Consider the following 16,942-nt stretch of genomic DNA (forward strand, 5'->3'; position numbering starts at 1 on the left):
AGTGCAGCGCTGGCGTGGCTTGGAGGACATCCCCCAGGACTGGGGACGCAGCGTCGTCACCATCGGCTCCTATGACGGGGTGCACCGCGGGCACCAGCTGATCATCGGGCGGGCCGTGGAGCGGGCCCGCGAGCTGGGCGTGCCGTCGGTCGTGGTGACCTTCGACCCGCATCCCAGCGAGGTCGTGCGGCCCGGCAGCCACCCGCCGCTGCTCGCCCCGCACCACCGGCGCGCCGAACTGATGGCGGAGCTGGGGGTGGACGCGGTGCTGATCCTGCCGTTCACCACGGAGTTCTCGAAGCTGGCACCGGCCGACTTCATCGTGAAGGTGCTCGTCGACAAGCTGCACGCGCAGCTGGTCATCGAGGGCCCCAACTTCCGTTTCGGCCACAAAGCGGCCGGGAACGTGCGGCTGCTCACCGAGTTCGGCGAGACCTACGACTACCGCGTCGAGGTCATCGACCTGTACGTGAGCGGTGAGGCGGGCGGTGGCCAGCCGTTCTCCTCCACGCTCACTCGGCGGCTGGTCGCCGAGGGCGATGTCGCGGGCGCCGCCGAGATCCTCGGCCGGCCGCACCGGGTCGAGGGCATCGTGGTCCGCGGCGCGCAGCGCGGCCGTGACATGGGCTTCCCCACGGCCAACGTGGAGACCCTGCCGCACACCGCCATCCCCGCCGACGGCGTCTACGCGGGCTGGCTCAATGTGGACGGCGAGGCGATGCCCGCCGCGATCTCGGTCGGCACGAACCCGCAGTTCGACGGCACGGAGCGGACGGTGGAGGCGTACGCGATCGACCGCGTCGGCCTCGACCTGTACGGGCTCCACGTCTCGGTGGACTTCCTCGCGTACGTGCGCGGGATGCTGAAGTTCGACTCGATCGACGAGCTGCTCGTGGCGATGGCCGCCGATGTGAAGCGGTGCAGCGAGCTGGTCTCCGCGTACGAGCGCGGCTGACCTCTTCGCCGTACGCGACCGGGCCGGGACCGTCGAGGACGGTCCCGGCCCGGTCGCGCGAAGCGTCAGCTGTCCAGCTCCTCCAGCATGCGCCCCTTGATCTCCACGGCGAACCACGCGATCACCGCACCAACCACCGCGAGGCGGCCCAGCTGGGTGAAGACCATCGCGAGGCTGCTGCCCGAACCGGTGATCGCGCCCACCACGACCGGGCCGAGGATGACTCCGAGCCGGTTCCACCCGCAGGGACCCGTGGTCACCATCCGGCTGCTGAGGCATCGCCCCGGGGTGAGGCCGCACCGGGCCGGTCCGGAGCCTGACGGAACTCCCTCGCGGCCGCCGGGCAGGCCGTGCCCCGACCCGCCCGGCGGACGGGCCCCGGGGCCGTGGTACGGCCGGTCTGGCGGATCGGGCCGGTCGGGCGGATCGGGCTGGGTCGGGCGGATCGGTCCGGGGAGGCGGGCTCCCCGGCACCGCGCTACGCCCGCGCCTTCGCCGCCGCGGTCGCCCAGTGGCACGCCACCTGGGTCTGCCCGCCGCCCGCGAGCACCGGCAGATCCTTTGTACGGCACGCGTCCGCGACGCCCGCCCGCTCCGCCTCGCCCGAGGCCAGTACCTGGCAGCGGACGTGGAACCGGCACCCGGACGGCACCCGGGACGGGTCCGGCGGCTCGCCGGTCAGAATCACCGGATCGTCCCCGGACTCCGGCAGCACCGACAACAGCGCCTGCGTGTAAGGGTGTCGCGGAGAGGTGAGGATCTGCTCCACCTCGCCCGTCTCCACGATCCGCCCGAGGTACATCACCGCGACCCGGTCGGCGATGTTCCACGCCAGGCCGAGGTCGTGCGTGACCACCAGTGCGGACAGGCCCAGCTCATCCCGCAGCCGCAGCAGCAGGGCCAGGATCTCGCCGCGCACCGAAGCGTCCAGCGAGGCCACCGGCTCGTCGGCCACGATGAGTTCGGGCTCCAGCACGAGCGCGCCCGCGATGACGACCCGCTGGCGCTGACCGCCCGACAGCTCGTGCGGATAGCGCAGGAAGAACCGCTCCGGAGGGCGCAGTCCCGCCCGCGACAGCGCCTCGGCCACCGCGACCCGCTCGTCGCCCGCGTACCCGTGGATCCGCAGGCCCTCCGCGACGGCGTCGTACACCGTGTGCCGCGGATTGAGTGAACCGCTGGGGTCCTGGAGCACCAACTGGACCCGCTTGCGGTACGCCTTCAGCGCACGGCTTGCATAGTCGAGCGGCTGCCCGTCGAAGGTGACCCGCCCGGACGTCGGCGGGACCAGGCCCAGCAGCGAACGCGCCAGCGTCGTCTTGCCGCAGCCCGACTCGCCGACCAACGCGACGATCTCGCCGGGCCGGATGTCCAGGTCGACGCTGTCCACGGCCCGCGCCGGGTCGGCTCCGCGGCGGCCGGGGAAGGTGACCTTCAGGTCCTCGGCGCTGAGCAGGGGAGTGGTGGTGGTCATGATGTGCTCCTTGCTTCCTCGGCACCCGGCAGGGCCGGGGCCGCGGTGGACCCCGGCTCCACCAGCACACAGGCCGCCCGCCGCTCCGGCCCCGCTTCCCGCAGCACCTGGTCCTGCGTCGTGCAGGAGTCCAGGGCCACCGGACAGCGCGGGTGGAACGTACAGCCGCCGGGCAGCGCCGACGGGTCCGGCGGGTCGCCGGGCAGCCCGCGGGGCGCGAACCGGGAGGCCGGGTCGCCGATGCGCGGAAACGCGCCGGACAGGGCCTTGCCGTACGGATGGTGCGCGTTCTCGTAGACCTCGGACGCCGGGCCCTCCTCCACGACCCGGCCCGCGTACATCACCGCGAGCCGGTCACAGGTGTCCGAGAGCACCGCGAGGTCATGGCTGATCATGATCAGACCGAGGTCCTGTTCGGACACCAACTGCTCGATCAGCCGCAGGATCTGGGCCTGGATCATCACATCGAGAGCCGTGGTCGGCTCGTCCGCGATGACCAGTCCGGGATCGCAGGCGAGCGCCATCGCGATCATCACGCGCTGACGCTGCCCGCCGGAGAGCTCGTGCGGATAGGCGCTCGCGCGGGCGGCCGGCAGCCCCACCTGTTCCAGGAGCTCGCCGACCTTCTTCGCCGCCCCCGCCTGCGTCGCCTTCCGGTGCAGCAGGATCGGCTCGGCGATCTGGTCCCCGATGCGGTGCACCGCGTTCAGCGAGTGCATCGCGCCCTGGAACACGATCGACGCCCCCGCCCAGCGCACCGCCCTGACCTGGCCCCACTTCATGGTGAGGACGTCCTCGCCGTTCAGCAGGATCTCGCCGGAGACCTTCGTCCCGGCGGGCAGCAGTCGCAGCAGGGCGAGCGCCAGCGTCGACTTCCCGCAGCCCGACTCACCGGCGATGCCGAGCTTCTGCCCCGCGTCGACGGCGAGGTTCACGCCGCGGACCGCCTGCGCCCCACCGGGGTACGTCACCGTGAGGTCCCGCACGTCGAGAAGCGGCGACTTGTGGATGCTCGTCGTGCTCAACGGGCCACCCCCAGCTTGGGATTGAGGACGGACTCGATGGCGCGCCCGCACAGCGTGAACGCCAGGGCCACCAGGGCGATGGCGATGCCGGGAGGCGCCAGGTACCACCAGTCGCCCGCGCTCACCGCGCCCGCCTCGCGGGCGTCCTGGAGCATGCCGCCCCAGGAGGTGGTGGTCGGGTCGCTCAGGCCGAGGAACGCCAGAGTGGCCTCGGTAAGGATCGCGCTGGAGATCGCCAGCGTGGTCTGCGCGAGGACCAGCGGCATCACGTTCGGCAGGACGTGCCGGATCATGACGTGTCCGTGGCCGCCGCCCAGGGCGCGGGCCCGCTCGATGTACGGGCGGGACTCCACGGCAAGGGTCTGGGCACGGACCAGCCGGGCCGTGGTCGGCCAGGTCGTGACGCCGATCGCGATGATGACCGTCCACATCGAGCGGTCCATCACGGTGGCGAGGGCGATCGCGAGGACCAGGGTCGGCATCACCAGGAACCAGTCGGTGATCCGCATCAGGACCGTCGAGTACCAGCCGTGGAAGTGCCCCGCGACGATGCCGACGACCGTGCCGATGGCGACGCACAGGAACGCGGCGAGCAGGCCCACCGTCAATGAGACACGGGTGCCCCACACCAGCAGGGCCAGCACGCTGCGTCCGAACTGATCCGTGCCGAGCGGGAATTCACCGCTCGGAGACTCCAGCGCCCCGCCGGGCGCGTCGGTGACGCTCTGCGAGTCGGCGCCGACGAGCTGCGGCGCGAACAGGGCGATCAGCGTGATCAGGGCGAGGGCGCCCAGACCCCACAATCCGCTCCTGTACTTGCGGTACTCCCGCCAGAACCGGGCGGCGGACTGCCGCCTGCGGGCGCGGGCGAGCGCGCGCGGATTCCCGGCCGGTTCGGCCTTCGTGGGCGTGGGCATGGATTCGGTCGTCATCGGCCCACCCGGGGATCGAGCAGCGGATAGAGCACGTCGGCAAGGGTGTTCGCCAGGATCACAGCGGTGGCGAAGACGAAGAACAGCCCTTGCACGAGGGGAAGATCGGGCACGCTGAGCGCCTGGTAGAAGAGACCGCCGAGGCCGGGCCAGGAGAACACCGTCTCGACCAGGATCTGCCCGGCGACCACATGCCCCAGGTTCACGAACATCAGCGTGAACGTCGGCAGCATGGCGTTCGGCACGGCGTGCTTGCGGCGTACGACATCGTCCCGCAACCCCTTCGCGCGGGCCGTCGTCAGATAGTCGCTGCCCATCTCGTCCAGCAGCGAGGAGCGCATCACCAGCAGCGTCTGGGCGTACCCGACCGCGACCAGCGTGATCACCGGGAGGACCAGATGATGCGCCACATCGAGGATGTACGCGAATCCGCTCTCGCCGCCCGATTGCATTCCGCCGGTCGGGAACATCCCGGGGATCGGTCCAATGCCCACCGAGAAGACGATGATCAGGAGCAGGCCCAGCCAGAACGACGGCACCGAGTAGAGCGTCAGCGCGAAGGCGGTGTTGAAGCGGTCGCTCGTGGAGCCGTTGCGCCACGCGGTACGGGTGCCGAGCCAGATGCCGAGCGCGGTGTACAGGACGTACGACGTGCCGGTGAGGAGCAGGGTCGCGGGGAGCGCCTCGGTGATCTTGTCGATGACGGGCGCGTGGAACTGGAACGAAGTGCCGAAGTCGCCCGTGAGGGCGTCGCCGACGTAGCTGGTGAACTGCCGCCACATCGGCTGGTCGAGGCCGAACTGATGACGCAGCGACTGGAGCTGTTCCGCGGAGACGGGACGGCCGCCCGTCATCTGCTTCACCGGGTCGCTGGGAATGAGCCGGAAGAGGAAGAAGCTGGTGACCAGGACCGCGAACAGGGAGACGGCCGCTCCCACGATCTTGGCCGCCACGTACTGGAGGTAGGCCTTGGTGTTACGCGCCCGTGGGCCGCGGGCGGCCGACGGCCCGGCCTGAGCCGGACCTTCAGTGCCCGCGTCCGCGACCTGCACGAGCGCCGGAGTGCTTTCAGCTGTCATGGGGAACTCTCGTTACTCGTGCTGCACTTAGAGGGAACCGGCGGGGCTGCGCGCCGCCCCGGCCGGCCCCTCTCAACCCTTCCGTGTGATTACTCGCGGTCGTCCGCGGTGGTACGACGGCGCTTTGCGATGAACAGCCCGCCACCGGCGAGCACCACGACCACCACGATGATGCCTACGACGACTCCGGTGGAGCCGGATCCGCCGGAGCTGTCCGAACTGCTGCTGCCCGCCGGAACGGCCGACCACCAGCTCCAGTACCCGTCCTGGCCGTAGATGTTGCCTGCCGCCTCGGGCATGGTCTTGATCGACTTGATCTGGTCGGTGCGGTAGGCCTCGACCGCGTTCGGGTACGCGATGATGTTCATGTACCCCGAGTCGTACATCCACGACTGCATCTGCTTGACGATGTCCGCACGCTTGGCCGGGTCGTACTCGGCGAGTTGCTTCTTGTAGAGCTCGTCGTACGTCTTGTCGCAGATGAAGTTGTCGGTGGTGGCGCTGTCCTTGGCCTTGACGGGCAGCGCGCCGCAGGTGTGGATGCCGAGGACGAAGTCCGGGTCCGGATTGACCGACCAGCCGTCGAAGGCGAGGTCGTACTCACCGGCGTACCACGGCACGGAGACGTCGTCGAGACAGTCGACCTTGAGCCCGATGCCGAGCTTGCCCCACCACTCCTTGAGGTACTTCCCTATCGCCTTGTCGTTCGGGTCCGTGGCGTGGCAGAGGATGCGCAGGTCGAGCGGCTTGCCGTCCTTGCCGACGCGCTGGTCGCCCTTGAGCCGGTAGCCCGCCTCGTCGAGGAGCTTGGCGGCCTTGGCCGGGTCGTACGCGAGGCTCTGGTCGGCTGAGGGCTGCCAGAAGTACGTGGAGAAGCGCGGCGGGATGTAGCCCTGGCCCTCGACGGCGTGGCCCTGGAAGACCTTGTCGATGACGGTCTTGCGGTCGATGGACAGGAAGAGGGCCTGGCGCACCTTCTGGTCGAGAAGGGCCTTGTTGCCGTCGCCGAACTTCTTGCCGTCCTTGGTCTGCGCGCCCGGGTTGGCGGCCAGCGCGAAGAAGCGGCGGCCCGGACCCTCGTTGACCTTGACGTTCTTCTCGCCCTTGAGGGAGGCGGCCTGGGCGGGCGTCAGGGCGGGGGAGCCGGCGACGAAGGAGACCTCGCCCTTGCGCAGCGCGGCGACCGCGGCGTCCTGGTCCTTGTACGTCTTGAAGACCAGCTCGTCGAACTTCGGCTTACCGCGCCAGAAGTCCTTGTTGGCCTTGAGCTTCACATACTGGTCGACCTTGTAGTCCGTCAGGATGAACGGCCCGTTGCCGACGATCGGGAACTTCGTGTCGTTGTTGAACTTGGAGAAGTCACCGACCTTCTCCCAGACGTGCTTCGGGACTATCGGCACGTCGAGCGCGGCCATGGTGGCCTGCGGCTCCTTGAGCTCGATGACCAGCTGCGTCGGGCTCGGAGCCGTCACCTTCTTGAAGTTCGCGACGAAGTTGCCGTTGGCCTGCGCGGCGCCCTCGTCGGTCATCATCTTGTTGAACGTCCATGCCGCGTCCTCGGCGGTGGCCTGCTGGCCGTCCGACCACTTGGAGTCGGACCGGATGGTGTACGTCCAGGTCAACTTGTCCGCGGACGGCTCCCACTTGGTGGCGAGGGCGGGGACCGCGTGGTTGTCCTTGGGGTCGTAGTTCGTCAGGAAGTCGTACATGAGCCGGCTGACGCTCGTGCTCATCAGCTTCTGAGCGAGGAACGGGCTCAGGGAATCGACGCTCTGAGCGACGGCGACGGTCAGCGTCGACTTGCCGCTGTCGGCGGCCTGCGCCTGCTGCGGCGCGGCACCCAGGGGCACGCCGACGACGGAACCGGCGGTCAGTGCCAGAGCGGCGGCGCCGGAGGCCAGCAGGACACGCAGACGAGAGCGTGGCTGGGCGGAGGGTGGTGGAACTCTTTCGACCATGGTCAGGGACCTCGCGTCATGACTCGCACGGAGAAGGCGGGTTGATCTGTGGTTCGCCAGCTGGTGAAGCGAAGGTTTATCAGCGGTTGTCGAGCCGCGTCAACGGTCATCGAAACGGCGTGTGGTCTGCGGGAATGCGCGGAGGGCCCGCACCGTGGAGACGATGCGGGCCCTCATTGGTTCAGACCTCTGTTGCCTTACTGCTGAGGCGCTGGCGGCGGCTGCTGCCAGCCCACGGGCGGTACGGGACCCTGCAGTTCGGGCGGGACCGGCTGACCGGGCTGACCAGGCAGGCCGGGCTGCTGCTGGTGAGGCGGCTGGGGGCCGGCCGGGTCCGCCGCGGACGGGGCCTGGGAGGGCAACGACTGCTGCCAGCCGTTCTGTTGCACTCCGGGGCCGAGGTGCGGCGGATAGGGCTGCTGGGGCTGCGGGCCGCCGTACGGCGGCTGTTGCTGCGGCGGGTAGGGCTGCTGCGGCGGCTGAGGGGCGTACTGCTGCTGGCCGGGCATCGGCGGGGCGTACTGCGGAGGCGGGTTGGAGCCGCTCGACGTCCACAGTCCCTGCTGCTGCTGGGCGCGCGCGAAGTCCTCGGCGACCATGGCGGAGAGATTGAAGTACGCCTCGCGGGTCTTGGGGCGCATCATGTCGAGGTCGACCTCGGCACCGGCCGACAGGTGCTCGTCGAACGGGACGACGACCACGCCGCGGCAGCGTGTCTCGAAGTGCTGCACGATGTCATCGACCTTGATCATCTTTCCTGTCTCGCGGACGCCCGAGATGACGGTGATGGAGCGCTGCACAAGCTCCGCGTACCCGTGCGCCGACAGCCAGTCCAGAGTGGTGGACGCACTGGACGCACCGTCGACCGACGGCGTCGAGATGATGATCAACTGGTCGGCGAGGTCCAGCACTCCGCGCATCGCGCTGTAGAGCAGACCGGTGCCCGAGTCGGTGAGGATGATCGGGTACTGCCTGCCCAGCACATCGATCGCGCGCCGGTAGTCCTCGTCGTTGAACGTCGTGGAGACCGCAGGGTCCACGTCATTGGCGATGATCTCCAGACCGGAGGGCGCCTGTGAGGTGAAGCGGCGGATGTCCATGTACGAGTTGAGGTACGGGATCGCCTGGACCAGGTCACGGATGGTGGCTCCGGTCTCCCGGCGCACCCGGCGGCCGAGCGTGCCCGCGTCCGGGTTGGCGTCGATGGCGAGGATCTTGTCCTGCCGCTCGGTGGCCAGGGTCGAGCCGAGGGCGGTGGTCGTCGTGGTCTTGCCGACGCCGCCCTTGAGGCTGATGACGGCGATCCGGTAGCAGGACAGCACGGGCGTACGGATCAGTTCGAGCTTGCGCTGCCGCTCGGCCTCCTCCTTCTTGCCGCCCAGCTTGAAGCGGGCCGCGCCGGACGGCGTACGGCTGCTCTTCGCCTTCTGCTTGCCCCGGACGAGCCGGTCGGAGGAGAGCTCCACCGCCGCCGTGTAGCCGAGCGGGGCGCCGGGCACGGAACGCTCGCGCTGGTCGTGGGTGACCGGCGTCGGCCAGGCCGCCCCGGTGCGCGGGTCGACGGGCTGTCCCTGTGCCTGGGGCTGCTGCGGCGGCTGGGGGTGGGCCGCCTGCTGATGCGCGGGCTGCTGCGGGGAAACCTGCGCGGGCAGATGGGGCGGGCCCTGGACCGGCTGCTGCGGCGCCTGGGGGACCTGCGGCGGCAGGGGTACGCCCTGTTGCACGGGCCAGTGAGGCGCCTGAGGCTGCTGGGACGGCTGAGGTGCGTGGGGCTGCTGGGGTACCTGAGGCGGCTGGGGCGCGTGCGGCGGCTGCGGGAAGCCGTAACCACCCTGCGCCGGTCCCTGCTGCGCCGGGGGTGCGGATTGCTGCGGGAATCCACGGCCACCGTGCGGCGGCTGTGGTGCCTGAGGCGGCTGCGGGAAGCCGTAACCACCCTGTGCCGGTCCCTGCTGCGCCGGGGGCGCGGGTTGCTGCGGGAATCCATGGCCACCGTGCGGCGGCTGTGGTGCCTGAGGCGGCTGGGGCGCCCCGGCGTTCGGGAATCCGTAGCCGCCGGGCCCCTGGCCGGCCGGAGTCGGAGCGGGCCACTGTGGCGCCGACTGGGGGGCGCTGGGCTGCGGCGCGGCAGGCTGGAAGGAGGGCGGCAGCGGCGGCAGACCACCCTGCGGCGGCGCCGGGGCCCAGGGGGCCGGCGCGGCGGGCGCCGGGGTGTCCTGCGGTACGTCCTGGGGCACCGCGTCCGCGACGGCGTCCGAGGGCGCGGAGCCCCCGGGACCGTCGGCGGCACCGCCCGTGATGTCGGCCGGAGCCTCGGCGGCCGGCGCGGCATCGGCACCGGAATCCGTGACGGCGGCGGCGCCGTCCGGTTCATCGGCGTCCGCGTCCGCCGCCTGTGTGGAGCCGGAGCCCGAGTCGGAGTCGGAGTCGGAGCCCGAGTCGGAGCCCGAGTCGGAGCCCGAGTCGGAGTCGGAATTGGAGGCTTCGCTCTCGTCCGTACGGTCAGCACCGGCACCGGCACCGACTCCCGCGGCCTCCGAACCCGAGCCGTCCCTGTCCGTGCTCCTCGACGCCTCCTCGCGCTCCGCGATCTCCCGCTTCAGCGAGGCCGGCGAGATGCGCATGGTCGCGCCGCTCTCCACGTCGCCGCCGCCGAACGGGTCCGTCATTCCGTCGGCAGTCCCCGCTGCGGTCCCCTCCGCAGGAGCAGGAGCGGAGTCCCCTGCGGCGGATTGAGCAGGCGCAGGAGCAGATGCGGGTGCAGACGCGGCAGCAGGTGCGGGTGCAGCAGGCACGGGCGCGGGCGGCGCCGGAGCCCAGTTGGGGTCGAAGCCGCCCCCGGTCGGCGGCGGGGGCACGGACAACGGTGCCCCGTTGGGCGGCGGAGGCGGCGCCAGGTGCGACCCGGCACCGCCCGACGAGTCCCCCGGCGCGTTCTGCGTGTACCAGGCGGGCGGGGTGTAGTCGATGGTGAACTCACCCGTCATCTCGGCGGGCTCCGCGTCGGACGACTCGTCGACGGGCTTGTTCCAGCCCTCGCGGATCTCGTCCCGATCGCCGTTCACTTTGCCTCCTGGTGTGGTCGAGCACCCTTGTGCCGTAGTGGGTGGGGGCGACCGTTTTTTCCGTCTTCCTGACCGCCCGGCTCTCCCCCTGGGACACGCATCGCCTGCCCGCAGGTTCTTCTGCCGCGCCCGGACCCACCCTAATCGTCATGGGGCCCGCTCCGGCAGGCCGTATTGCACGGCAGGAACTGTCCAGTAGGTCACGCACCGCCCTCAAGTACCCCGAGTACGGCAGAGCACACAGACCGAAGCGGTCAATTCGATACATATCCAGGCGTGATGAAAGGGTGGCCGCCGTGTCCGGACAGCCACCCTTGCACCTGACCCTTGCTTACGTGAGGTCGAACTCACCGTCCCGTGCGCCCAGTACGAAGGCGCGCCACTCGGCCTCCGTGTACCGCAACACGGTCTCTGGGTCCAGCGACGAGCGCATGGCGACGGCACCGCCCGGCAGATGCGCGATCTCGACCCGTTCCTCGACGTTCTCCGTCCCCGGTGCGCTCAGCCACGCCACTTCCGAGATGTCGAGAGCGTAGAGCTCTTCCTTTTCCTGCTGGGTGCCCATGTCGGCGTCCCTTCGATCGAACCGTGTCGTTCCCCGGTCATCCTCCCTGGAAGCGGCAGGCCCGGGGTTGCGAACGGAACAGTATTCAGTCCATCCGGCGAGCAGTGCCCAGCAGGCCGGTCTCGACATCCGTCGCACTGGTCATCACCCAGTGGCGCTCACGGCCCGCCACCCAGAGCGTGACACCGTCCGCCAGGGTGGGCAGAGCCTCGCTCTCGGCCCGAGCGAGCCCCAGGATCCGGCCGATCTGGTCCGCCTCGGCGGGCGAGACCCGTTGGATGCCCACGAGCGTCGACGCCCGCATCAACCGGGGTGCCACGGGGCTCAGATAGGGCAGCAGCGTCAATACCGACTGCCAGGGCGAGGACACCACCCGGCCGCGGGGCGGGCGCATGCCACAGTCCCGCACCACCACCACCGGGCTGCCCACGGTCGCTCCGGTCGGCGGAACCCGCCCCACGTCATGGAGGGAGACGCACTCGAGACCGGCTCCCGCGGCCTGCGCCAGAGTGGTCCACGCCTGGGTGCGCCCGGTCTCGACCGCCACCCGTGCCCCCGTAGCCGCCGCACGCAACGCGAGCACCTGTGCTGTCCACAGGCCGCCGATCAACAGGACGTCGTACGGTGCCGGGCGGTGGAACCCGATCATCTGCGGACGCCCCTCGGCATCGGTGCCGATGATCACACCGTCGTCCCCGACCGGCAACGACAGCGCGCCCAGGTGCTCCGCGGCCAGAGTGTGCCCCGCGTGGCGAGGACCGCGCAGTCCCCGCCTCGGCTCGGTGCGATTCGTCACTGTGCGCCTCCCAGCGGGAGCGTCGCCAGCACGCCGGGCAGCTGCTCGCGGTCCAGCCGCACCAGACCGACCTTGGCGTGCCGTGCGGCTTGCTCCAATGTCCTTCGTACCCCGACAAGTTCGGTATCGGATCCGCCCGTGATCCGTACGTGTCCGGACACGGACACATCGCCCTGGCGCGAACCGCGTCGCACCGTCAGGCTGAAGGTCGTCGCATACGCGGGGACCGAGGTCAACAGTGCGACGAGGCGCGGGAGAGGAGTCGCCGCCCGGCCCAACTCGGGCCAGCGGTCCACCGCGTAGGCGGTGTGCCAACGATCGTCGCACCGCCAGACCCTTGACGTCTCCGTCGTCCGCCGCTGCGGCGCGACATCCGGGCGTCCGGCGCGGGCCGACAGAATGGGATTGGCACACGCCGATGTCGCCACGGCGGAGTGCAGCTCCTCCTGGTCCAGTACCACGGCCCGGAATCCGGCGCCGGTGATCCGGCTCGCCACATGGTCCGCGACCCGAACCAGACAGCGCTGAGCCCCGCCGATTCCGCCCCCGCGCGCCTCGACCGCCTCCCGGCACAGTTCCGGATCCAGCTTCACAGCCACCCAGGTCATCCGCAGTGCGGGCGCCCCGGTCTGCTCCTGGAGAGGGGCGTAGGAGAGCCGTGCCGCCGACTGCTGCGGCAGATGCTGTGCCGGTGCGGGGCGTACCTGCTGCACGAGCTGCGCGGACTCCAGCACGATGTCGTCCACCGAGAGGGCATCGCCCAGGAGGGACAGCGGGAGCGCCCGCGCACCGCGCGCCTGGCGGAGCGATTCACCGCTGGCCTCGACCCGCACGACAGCGGTCAGGAACGTGCCGTCCCCGACCATGCCCACCGTGCGACGGTCCCGGTCGACATAGATGTACGGAGCGAACCCCGGCACACTTTCCGCGACCGGCGCCAGCTGCGGCTCCGCATCCGCGGCGGACGCCACGGCCGTTCGCCTGCGACCGCGGAGGGAGAGTGCCGTCGACAGCCAGTCCTGTGCGGCGCGGCCCCGGCGACGTACCACCGAGAGAAGTACCAGCAGACAGGCGACCGCGACTGCGGGCACCAGCCAGGGACCGCCGAGCGCGACACCCACCGCGACGACCGCCAGGGCGGCCTCGACGAGCACCATCCGCCGAAGTACGGGACCTAGGACACCGGACCGCGAGATCGACCGCAGAGTCGTCGCCGCAGGAGCGTTCGCCGACGGGGCGGGTGCTGCGCTGGCCGGTTCGTTGCCGCGTTGCCGTCGGGAAGGGCCGGACGTTCGATGGGTAGACCGCCCCGTGCGCTCGCGCGTTGCTGCACCCATCGCCGCGTTGCCCCCTCGTATCCGTATGTGCCGTTTTTTCACGGGTGTTGACCGGGCGATCACCCTACCCGAGCAGTGACGGTCAAGCGCCAACAGGCATAGCAGGGGGCTCAGTCGGCGACAGTCGCCCGTGGCGTGTGTGGGAACCTGGTCGCCCACTGGGGAAAAGGGGCAGCGGACAGATGGCATCACGGCGGGACGAACTCAACGCCTACACCTTCGCGAAGCGGAGGTTGATCGCGCAGTTCCTGCAACCCAACCCGACCGGCTCGGAGGAGGGTGCGCCGAGCCCCCTGCGCGCGGTGGTGCCCGGTGCGATCGTCGGCGTCGTCATCCTCGCGGCGTTCGGAGCCTGGGGGATGTTCAAGCCCGTAGCACCCCAGAAATGGGACACCCCCTACGAGAACGTCATCATCGCCAGCAAATCCACCACGCGCTATGTGGTGTTGAAAACCGATGGCAAGACGCAGCTCCACCCCGTGCTGAACATGTCCAGCGCCAAGCTCCTCCTTGCCCCGGACAAGGGCAAGGTCATCAACGTCGACGAATCGGTCCTCGACAACGGCGAGATCCCGCACGGTGCCACCCTTGGCATCCCGTACGCCCCCGACCGGCTGCCGGACAAGGACGAAGCCGGCTCGAAGAAGCGGTGGGCCGTCTGCGAGCGGCCCGGCGAAGGCGGAAGGGCCATCCAGAAGGCGGCGTTCGTCTTCGCGGAGCGCGAGCAGAAGAAGGCCGAGGGCGCGGGCCGGCTGCACGGCGGTGAGCTGATGTACGTCGAGGGACCGGGGCCGGACAGGACCCGCTACATCGTGGACGCCGCGGGCAAGGCGTACCAGGTGAAGAAGGACGAACTGCTGCTTCGCACCCTGGTCGGCGACGGCCGCGCCCCCCAGCGGGTCTCCGCCGCGTGGCTGGACACCCTGCACACCGGAGACGCGGTCGACTTCCCGACCGTCCCCGGAACCCCCGGCGGTGACGCGGGCATCCCGGGGAAGCTGCCGCCCGGGGCGAACAAGGTGGGCACGGTCCTCGCGGCGACATCCGGCACCAGGACCCAGCAGTACGTGGTCCTGCCCGGCCGGGTCGCCCCCGTATCAAACTTCGTCGCGAAGCTGCTGCTCAGCAGCAGTGATCTGGTCAGCCTCGGCCAGGACGGCAAGGAGAGGCATGTCAGTGCCGGGGCGTTCGAGCCCGGCAAGGCCTTCGGGCAGGACATGGACTGGCCCACGAGCAAGCCGAAGCCCGTCAACTCCGCGAGCGCCAGGGCCGGCAGCCGCAACACTGTGTGCAACGTCCTGCGCGGCGTCGCCACGAAGAACGGGGCCAGCACACTCAGCACATGGGCGGGCACGAGCTTCCCTGCGACGCTCCCCACCGGCTCCAGCAGCGCCTACGTCACCCCCGGATCCGGACTGCTCTTCCGGCAGTTCAAGGGGTCCAGCGCCGACTCCGGCCCCCTCTTCCTGGTCACCGACACCGGTCTGCGCTATGCCATGCAGTCCAATGGCGACAGCGTGCAGGACGACTCCGGCATCGGCGAATCAGGCACGAAGGAGGAGAGGGCGCAGCGGCAGCAGGAGGCGCAACAAGCGCAGAACCGGCTCGGATACAAGGACGTCGTGCCCGCGCCCATCCCGGCCGCGTGGTCCTCGTTCCTGCCCACGGGACCACGCCTGTCGACCGGCGCGGCCCGCCAGCCGCAGGGTTCCTGAGGAGAGCATCCACATGACGACGCACTCCTCTCGGTACCGGCGTCCGCTGACAGCCGCAGCCGCCACCGCCGTCCTCTTCGTCACGCTGCCGGTACTGCCCGCCGCCGCGGACGACTCCACCCAGTGCACCTTCCCCTCGAAGAAGTACGCGGGCCGCCCCTGGGCCTTGCAGCGCGTCCTGATGGATGAGCTGTGGAAGCAGTCCACCGGCAAGGGGGTACGGGTGGCGGTCATCGACACCGGCGTCGATGTCAAGAACCCTCAGCTCAGGAAGGCCGTGGACACCGCAAGCGGCCACAATTTCCTGCGGAAGAACCTCAAGGACGAGAACGGCAACAAGATCGAGCGCGGCAAGGAGAACGGCACCACCGACAAGGTCGGTCACGGCACCAAGGTCGCCGGAATCATCGCCGCGCGAGAGGTGAAGGGCACCGGCTTCACCGGTCTGGCTCCGGACGCGACGATCATTCCGATCCAGCAGAACGACGCCGAGGGCCACGGAACGGCCGAAACGCTGGCCGCCTCCATCAGCTACGCAGCCGACGTCGCCCACGCGGACGTCATCAACATCTCCCAGGACACGGCCAACGCGGTGAGGCCCACGGACGCTCTGCAGCAGGCGGTGGACGCCGCCCTGGCCAAGGAGATCGTGATCGTCGCCTCCGCCGGCAACGACGGGCTCGGCGGCAACGTCAAGGAGACCTACCCGGCCTCGTACGACGGTGTCCTGGCCGTGGCCGCGTCGGACCGCAACAACGAGCGGGCGGCCTTCTCCCAGTCCGGCGAGTTCGTGGGCGTGGCCGCCCCCGGCGTGGACATGATCTCGACGGTCCCCGGCGGCGGACACTGCGCCGACAACGGCACCAGCTTCTCGGCCCCGTACGTCGCGGGAGTCGCCGCCCTCATCAAGGCCAAGCACCAGGGCTGGACGCAGAAACAGATCGTCGCCCAGATCGAGCAGACGGCGGAACGCTCGATCGCGGGACACGACCGTCTGGTGGGCTGGGGCGTCGTCGACCCGGTGCGTGCCCTGACGGAGGACGACAAGCCCATCGAACGCCCGGTGGCGAACGAAGGCATGAGCAAGGGCGAAGCGCCGACACCGGCTGAACTCCACCAGGGCGAAACGGCGGACGAACGCAACGCCCGTCTGGCGACCTACGTGGTGGTGGGCGGGGCAGTACTGGTCGCCGCGATCGCGGGTGCGGCCGTGGCCGTGCGCGATTCCCGACGGCGGTCCCGGCGCCTGGGACGAGTGGGCAATGCCTGACGAGCCCGTCAACCGGGGCAGGGGCTGCGGAAGTTACGTGATGGATAAGAGGGTTGGTCCTCTCGCAGCCAGTGGCTAGAGTTTGTGGAATGAGGTCAGACGTGTTCACGCGGGTGCGATAGCAACGAGTGGCAGTCTGAGCAAACGGGGAATCGGGGAGGGCAGGATCGTGACCGATCCAGGCGGTGGCGGGGGAGGCTCGGGCGACCTCCGGCGTGGTGTTGGCGCGCTGGAGAAGTTCAGGGGGCGTGTCGATACGCTGCTTGCGGAGCTCGAGGGTTCGCCGGCCGGTAAGTCGAAGATTGCGGCGCAGACGGTGTCGCGCGCTGCCCTGAGTGGTCAGAACGCGTGCTTCGCGGAGGCGGACGGGCTGTACGCGCAGTACAACCGCGTCCACGAGGCGCTCGTCTCGCTCTCCAAGTCTCTCGGCGACCAGATCGAATACCTGAGCCTCGGCGTGCACGCGGCGGCCGTCGGCTTCGACAACGTGGACGACGACGTGCGGCGCCGGTTCTACGAGATCCAGACCCGTCTGGTCAAGGAGAACGAGAAGGCGCAGGTGGAGAAGGCCGACAAGCCTGAGCATCGGAACGCCGACAACCAGAGTGACTCGGGGTGGGCAGCCGAATGAGTGATCCGAAGAAGCCGGAACTGACCCCCAACGAACAGCAGGCGCAGGACCAGCAACGCGTCCAGACCCAGCTGATCGTCACAGACGTCAACCGGCAGGTCCAGCACGTCATAGAGTCATTCGGCTTCGGACGTTCGGGC

14 protein-coding genes are annotated in these 16,942 nt (G+C 70.0%); 4 read left to right on the forward strand and 10 right to left on the reverse strand.

What is annotated here, in order from left to right; translation table 11 throughout:
* Position 1 precedes the first annotated feature (1 nt).
* Entirely contained in the window at positions 2–955 is a 954-nt protein-coding gene (locus ACZ68L_RS38260; RefSeq protein ID WP_469587100.1) for a bifunctional riboflavin kinase/FAD synthetase, read from the forward strand.
* Between the two features lie 65 nt (positions 956–1,020).
* Here the strand turns inward: ACZ68L_RS38260 and ACZ68L_RS38265 are convergent, their stop codons facing one another.
* The 10 genes from ACZ68L_RS38265 to eccE form a co-directional block, all read right to left on the reverse strand.
* Positions 1,021–1,218 (reverse strand): hypothetical protein, encoded by a 198-nt coding sequence (locus tag ACZ68L_RS38265; RefSeq protein ID WP_469587105.1) that lies wholly within the window; start codon positions 1,216–1,218, stop codon positions 1,021–1,023.
* Between the two features lie 215 nt (positions 1,219–1,433).
* The gene (locus tag ACZ68L_RS38270) at positions 1,434–2,429 is read right to left on the reverse strand and encodes an oligopeptide/dipeptide ABC transporter ATP-binding protein (protein WP_469587108.1); all 996 of its coding nucleotides are present in this window, start codon (positions 2,427–2,429) and stop codon (positions 1,434–1,436) included.
* Complete coding sequence (locus tag ACZ68L_RS38275; RefSeq protein ID WP_469587111.1) at positions 2,426–3,454, reverse strand: ABC transporter ATP-binding protein; 1,029 nt, start codon at positions 3,452–3,454, stop codon at positions 2,426–2,428. The genes ACZ68L_RS38270 and ACZ68L_RS38275 overlap by 4 nt, the downstream gene beginning before the upstream one ends.
* On the reverse strand, positions 3,451–4,371 hold the full coding sequence (locus tag ACZ68L_RS38280; protein ID WP_469587113.1) for an ABC transporter permease: 921 nt from the start codon (positions 4,369–4,371) through the stop codon (positions 3,451–3,453). The genes ACZ68L_RS38275 and ACZ68L_RS38280 overlap by 4 nt, the downstream gene beginning before the upstream one ends.
* A gap of 11 nt (positions 4,372–4,382) precedes the next feature.
* Positions 4,383–5,465, reverse strand: a complete 1,083-nt coding sequence (locus ACZ68L_RS38285) for an ABC transporter permease (RefSeq protein WP_469587116.1) — start codon at positions 5,463–5,465, stop codon at positions 4,383–4,385.
* Between the two features lie 89 nt (positions 5,466–5,554).
* Positions 5,555–7,423: an ABC transporter substrate-binding protein gene (locus ACZ68L_RS38290; RefSeq protein ID WP_469587119.1), complete on the reverse strand. Its 1,869-nt coding sequence runs from the start codon at positions 7,421–7,423 to the stop codon at positions 5,555–5,557.
* A gap of 197 nt (positions 7,424–7,620) precedes the next feature.
* Entirely contained in the window at positions 7,621–10,488 is a 2,868-nt protein-coding gene (locus tag ACZ68L_RS38295) for an SCO5717 family growth-regulating ATPase (RefSeq protein ID WP_469587122.1), read from the reverse strand.
* Positions 10,489–10,819: 331 nt separating this feature from the next.
* Positions 10,820–11,053 carry a DUF397 domain-containing protein gene (locus ACZ68L_RS38300; protein ID WP_469587125.1) on the reverse strand — a complete coding sequence of 78 codons (234 nt, stop codon included), beginning with the start codon at positions 11,051–11,053 and terminating at the stop codon, positions 10,820–10,822.
* 85 nt (positions 11,054–11,138) lie between these two features.
* Positions 11,139–11,849 (reverse strand): hypothetical protein, encoded by a 711-nt coding sequence (locus ACZ68L_RS38305; RefSeq protein ID WP_384456851.1) that lies wholly within the window; start codon positions 11,847–11,849, stop codon positions 11,139–11,141.
* Positions 11,846–13,186 (reverse strand): type VII secretion protein EccE, encoded by a 1,341-nt coding sequence (eccE, locus tag ACZ68L_RS38310; RefSeq protein ID WP_469587128.1) that lies wholly within the window; start codon positions 13,184–13,186, stop codon positions 11,846–11,848. The genes ACZ68L_RS38305 and eccE overlap by 4 nt, the downstream gene beginning before the upstream one ends.
* A 182-nt stretch (positions 13,187–13,368) precedes the next feature.
* Here eccE and eccB point away from each other — a divergent pair, with 182 nt between their 5' ends.
* The 3 genes from eccB to ACZ68L_RS38325 all read left to right on the forward strand — a co-directional run bounded on the left by eccB (position 13,369) and on the right by ACZ68L_RS38325 (position 16,802).
* The gene (eccB, locus tag ACZ68L_RS38315) at positions 13,369–14,901 is read left to right on the forward strand and encodes a type VII secretion protein EccB (RefSeq protein ID WP_469587130.1); all 1,533 of its coding nucleotides are present in this window, start codon (positions 13,369–13,371) and stop codon (positions 14,899–14,901) included.
* Between the two features lie 13 nt (positions 14,902–14,914).
* Positions 14,915–16,171: a type VII secretion-associated serine protease mycosin gene (mycP, locus tag ACZ68L_RS38320; RefSeq protein WP_469587133.1), complete on the forward strand. Its 1,257-nt coding sequence runs from the start codon at positions 14,915–14,917 to the stop codon at positions 16,169–16,171.
* Between the two features lie 169 nt (positions 16,172–16,340).
* On the forward strand, positions 16,341–16,802 hold the full coding sequence (locus ACZ68L_RS38325) for a hypothetical protein (protein WP_469587134.1): 462 nt from the start codon (positions 16,341–16,343) through the stop codon (positions 16,800–16,802).
* Positions 16,803–16,942: the final 140 nt, after the last annotated feature.

The organism is Streptomyces sp. NPDC104309 (genome assembly GCF_055584025.1).

Bases quoted from the DNA above. Each gene is read 5' to 3' on its own strand.
- ACZ68L_RS38265 (WP_469587105.1), bottom strand. From the start codon at position 1,218: ATGGTGACCACGGGTCCCTGCGGGTGGAACCGGCTCGGAGTCATCCTC.
- ACZ68L_RS38270 (WP_469587108.1), bottom strand. From the start codon at position 2,429: ATGACCACCACCACTCCCCTGCTCAGCGCCGAGGACCTGAAGGTCACC.
- ACZ68L_RS38280 (WP_469587113.1), bottom strand. From the start codon at position 4,371: ATGCCCACGCCCACGAAGGCCGAACCGGCCGGGAATCCGCGCGCGCTC.
- ACZ68L_RS38285 (WP_469587116.1), bottom strand. From the start codon at position 5,465: ATGACAGCTGAAAGCACTCCGGCGCTCGTGCAGGTCGCGGACGCGGGC.
- ACZ68L_RS38290 (WP_469587119.1), bottom strand. From the start codon at position 7,423: ATGGTCGAAAGAGTTCCACCACCCTCCGCCCAGCCACGCTCTCGTCTG.
- ACZ68L_RS38300 (WP_469587125.1), bottom strand. From the start codon at position 11,053: ATGGGCACCCAGCAGGAAAAGGAAGAGCTCTACGCTCTCGACATCTCG.
- eccE (WP_469587128.1), bottom strand. From the start codon at position 13,186: ATGGGTGCAGCAACGCGCGAGCGCACGGGGCGGTCTACCCATCGAACG.
- eccB (WP_469587130.1), top strand. From the start codon at position 13,369: ATGGCATCACGGCGGGACGAACTCAACGCCTACACCTTCGCGAAGCGG.
- mycP (WP_469587133.1), top strand. From the start codon at position 14,915: ATGACGACGCACTCCTCTCGGTACCGGCGTCCGCTGACAGCCGCAGCC.